At 62.5% G+C, this 3871-nt stretch carries 3 protein-coding genes and 1 pseudogene; 3 read left to right on the top strand and 1 reads right to left on the bottom strand.

What is annotated here, in order from left to right:
- Positions 1–213: 213 nt before the first annotated feature.
- From AC5JJ6_RS03085 to AC5JJ6_RS03075, 3 genes are read left to right on the top strand one after another with little or no spacing between them, the layout of a single operon-like run.
- Positions 214–1251 carry a TRAP transporter substrate-binding protein gene (locus AC5JJ6_RS03085; RefSeq protein ID WP_496040638.1) on the top strand — a complete coding sequence of 346 codons (1038 nt, stop codon included), beginning with the start codon at positions 214–216 and terminating at the stop codon, positions 1249–1251.
- A gap of 46 nt (positions 1252–1297) precedes the next feature.
- Positions 1298–2155: a fumarylacetoacetate hydrolase family protein gene (locus AC5JJ6_RS03080; protein ID WP_496040637.1), complete on the top strand. Its 858-nt coding sequence runs from the start codon at positions 1298–1300 to the stop codon at positions 2153–2155.
- On the top strand, positions 2152–2901 hold the full coding sequence (locus AC5JJ6_RS03075) for an SDR family NAD(P)-dependent oxidoreductase (protein ID WP_496040636.1): 750 nt from the start codon (positions 2152–2154) through the stop codon (positions 2899–2901). Before AC5JJ6_RS03080 ends, AC5JJ6_RS03075 begins: the two co-directional genes overlap by 4 nt.
- 141 nt (positions 2902–3042) lie before the next feature.
- Here AC5JJ6_RS03075 and AC5JJ6_RS03070 read toward each other — a convergent pair.
- A pseudogene (locus AC5JJ6_RS03070) lies at positions 3043–3342 on the bottom strand (HipA domain-containing protein); the annotation flags it as partial.
- Between the last annotated feature and the right edge of the window lie 529 nt (positions 3343–3871).

Raw genomic sequence — 3871 nt, 5'->3', positions numbered from 1 at the left:
CCCTGGCAGGAGATCCAGCGCAATCTGGTCGATCAGTACGACCAGGGAATGGTGCTGAAGCCTGCGGTCAAGTACCAGGACGTCGCGCACAAGTTCCGTCCGCGCGACAACCACTGAAGACCGAATACGGCACTGAAGACAAAATGCGCTTGCCGGAGTGCCGTCCGGCAAGCGCCTCTTCCAAAACAACAAATCAAGAGTTCAGGGGAAACAATGAGTAGAGTGCTGAGTCGCGTCCAGACTGGATCGATGCTTGCCGGAATGCTGCTGACCGGGTTCACGATGGCCGCAGGAACTGCCCAGGCCGCAGACATCAAGGAACGCACGATCAAGTTCGCCTTTGTCCAGAACATGGACAACCATTGGGGCGCCGGCGCTCAGAAGTTCGCCGAGATCGTCAGCCAGAAGAGCGACGGCAAGATCAAGGTCAAGCTGTTCGCCGGCGGCACGCTGGGTGGCGACATCCAGACCGTTTCGTCGCTCCAGGGCGGCACGATCGAGATGGTCATGATGGGCTCGGGCGTCCTGGTCGGCCAGATCAAGGAGTACGTGCTGTTCGACCTGCCGTTCCTGTTCAAGACCCCGCAGGAAGTCGATGCGGCACTGGACGGCCCGCTCGGCCAGAAGCTGATGGACCGGCTGCCCGAGAAAGGCTTGATCGGCCTGTCCTACTGGGAACACGGTTTCCGCAGCCTGACCAACAGCCGACGCCCGGTGGAGAAGTGGGAAGACATCCAGGGCCTCAAGATCCGCGTGATCCAGGCGCCGCTGTATCTAGACGCCTTCAACGCCCTGGGAGCCAACGCCGTCCCTCTTCCCCTGCCCGAGCTTTACACGGCGCTGGAAACCAAGACCGTCGACGGCCAGGAAAACCCGCTGGTGTCGATCGAGTCCTCGAAGTTCTACGAGGAGCAGAAATACCTCTCCACCACGCGGCACGTCTATAACCCGCTGCTCGTGATGTTCAGCAAGAAGATCTGGGATAAGCTGACCCCGGACGAGCAGAAATTGCTGAAGGACGCCGCCGAGGAAGTGAAGCCCTATCAGCGCCAGGTATCCCGCGAGATGGACGCCAAAGTGCTTGAGCAATTGAAGGGCCATGGTATGACCGTCACCGAAGTCTCGGAGGAAGAGCGGGCACGCATGGCGGAGAAGCTGAAGCCGGTGACGCAGAAATACACCGAAGTCGCCGGCCCCGAACTTGTCGGCGAACTGAACGCCCAGCTCGCCAAACTCCGCGGTTCGAACTGACCCGGCGCGAAGTGCCGGTTCACAACTAGAAATACAGGGAAGAGACATGAAGCTGCTACGCCACGGCCCGTCGGGCCAGGAACGTCCCGGAATTCTCGATGCCGAGGGCAAGATCCGCGACCTTTCCGGCAAGATCGACGACATCGACGGCGACAAGCTGTCGCCCGCCAAGCTTAAGGAACTGGCGGCGATCGACATCTCCTCGCTTCCCGTCGTCGAGGGCAACCCGCGTCTCGGCGTTCCGGTCGCCCGGATCGGCAAGTTCATCGCGGTCGGCCTCAACTTCTCCGACCACGCCGCCGAATCCGGCCTGCCGGTACCGGCCGAGCCCGTCGTCTTCACCAAGGCGATCAGCAGCATCACCGGACCGAACGACAACGTCGTCATCCCGCGCGGCTCGAAGAAGACCGACTGGGAAGTCGAGCTTGGCGTCGTGATCGGCACCCGCGCCAGCTATGTCACCAAGGACGAGGCGCTGGCCCATGTCGCCGGCTATGTCGTCATCAACGACGTGTCGGAGCGCGAGTACCAGATCGAGCGCGGCGGCACCTGGGACAAGGGCAAGGGCTGCGACACCTTCGGCCCGATCGGCCCGTGGCTGGTGACCTCCGACGAGGTCGGCGACGTGCAGAACCTGTCGATGTGGCTGGACGTCAATGGCGAGCGCAAGCAGACCGGCACGACCGCGACGATGATCTTCGACGTGGCGACCCTGGTCAGCTACATCAGCGAGTTCATGACCCTGATGCCCGGCGACGTCATCACGACCGGCACCCCTCCCGGCGTCGGCATGGGCATCAAGCCGCAGCCGCAATACCTGAAGGCTGGCGATGTCGTCCGCCTGGGCATCGAGAAGCTGGGCGAGCAGCAGCAGACCTTCGTCGCGTGGGGTGAGAACCGATGAGCTTCGCCGACCGCTTCGCCGGCAAGCGCGCCGTCGTCACCGGCGGAGCGTCCGGCATCGGGTTCGGGGTCGCCGCCCGGCTCATTGCCGAGGGCGCTTCGGTGGCCCTGTGGGACCGCGATCAGGCGGCGCTCGACCGCGCCGTCGCCGAACTGGGGTCCTGCAGTTCCGCAGTCCAGGTCGATATCACGTCCTGGGACGCGGTCGCGGCCGCGGCGAAGTCCACGGTGGAGAGCCTTGGCGGCATCGACGTGCTGGTCGCCAGCGCCGGGATTACCGGACCGAACACGACGTTGTGGGAATATCCGGTCGAGGCGTGGCATCAGGTGATCGACGTCAACCTGAACGGGCTGTTCCACTGCAACCGCGCGGTGGTCCCCCACATGCTCGAAGGTGGCTACGGCCGCATCGTCAATCTGGCTTCCGTCGCCGGCAAGGAAGGCAACCCGAACGCTTCCGCCTACAGCACGTCGAAGGCGGCGGTGATCGGGCTGACCAAGTCGTTGGGCAAGGAGTTGGCGAAGAAGAACATCACCGTCAACGCCGTCACCCCGGCGGCGGTCAAGACGGCGATCTTCGACCAGATGACCCAGGAACACATCGACTTCATGCTGTCGAAGATCCCGATGGGCCGCTTCGGCAAGGTCGAGGAGATCACGTCGCTGATCTGCTGGCTGGCGAGCGAGGAATGCTCGTTCACCACGGGCAGCGTGTTCGACGCCTCGGGCGGACGGGCGACTTACTGAGGTCGGCGTGCTTCCGGTGAAAGTGAGCGGCGGGGTTCCAGAACTCCGCCGTTTGCATATTCGACCCTGGCTGAACGTTTTCGTTAACCTGCGAATGGCGGTGGTCGGAGCGCATGGGGCCAGTAACCCGAACCGCTTCACAAGCAGCACGGAGCGATTCGCGACGGAAATGACTTCATGGTCCGGCACGTCGATCAGGCAAGCACGAGCCAGGGCTAGGCATACCGCCTCAACCTTCGGCTCATCGAAGGCATCTCCCCAGGCAGGAAACTTGGCGATCAGCCCAACCCCATCCCTATGGATGCGCGCCTTCGGGCGAGCGCCGCCGATATCGGCGCTTGAGTGAAACAACAGGCGGAAATGGGGTCGTTCCGCTCGCCCTTCCTCTACCGCGTCGGCGGCCTCGACCAACGCCTGGAGTGTCTCGACGCCATCCGGCATATCCATCAGCGGCGCTTCCGGTTCCCATCGGAGTGGTCCGTCTTCAGGCGATGGGCCAAATCCAAGATCTCCAGTCCTGTCATCGCCGGACGCCGCCAAAAACTCGCCCATTCCGAAGAACGAGTTCGGAAAGGCGGCTGAGAGAATTCCCTTTCCCCAACCATCGGGACCGGCATCGAAAAAGGCGATCGGAACCTCATAAGGATCGCTGCGAACCGCCCTTGGGCGTTTTGGCAATCCCGCCGGGACAATGGCGTGACCGTCGGGGTCTTTCAGCCAAGTACCCGCATAGCGGAAGAAAGAGCGGCGGACGCGTCCAGTACCCTCGAAGACGAGTTCGCCGACGGCCTTTGGCTTAGTGCTACCAAGATGAAAAACAACAAGCCGGTCAATACGATTGCTAGAAGTCCGCCACACCACTTACGCCACCCGCTCGTTTGCGTCCACGCCCCGCTTCGAGATCCTCGCCTATCGGGTCATTTTCAAGGATGGCAGAAAGCCGCTCCGGATAGCCGAAGACAGTCATTAT

The organism is Skermanella sp., from assembly GCF_059503625.1.
This window is presented reverse-complemented; position numbering and strand designations above follow the sequence as displayed.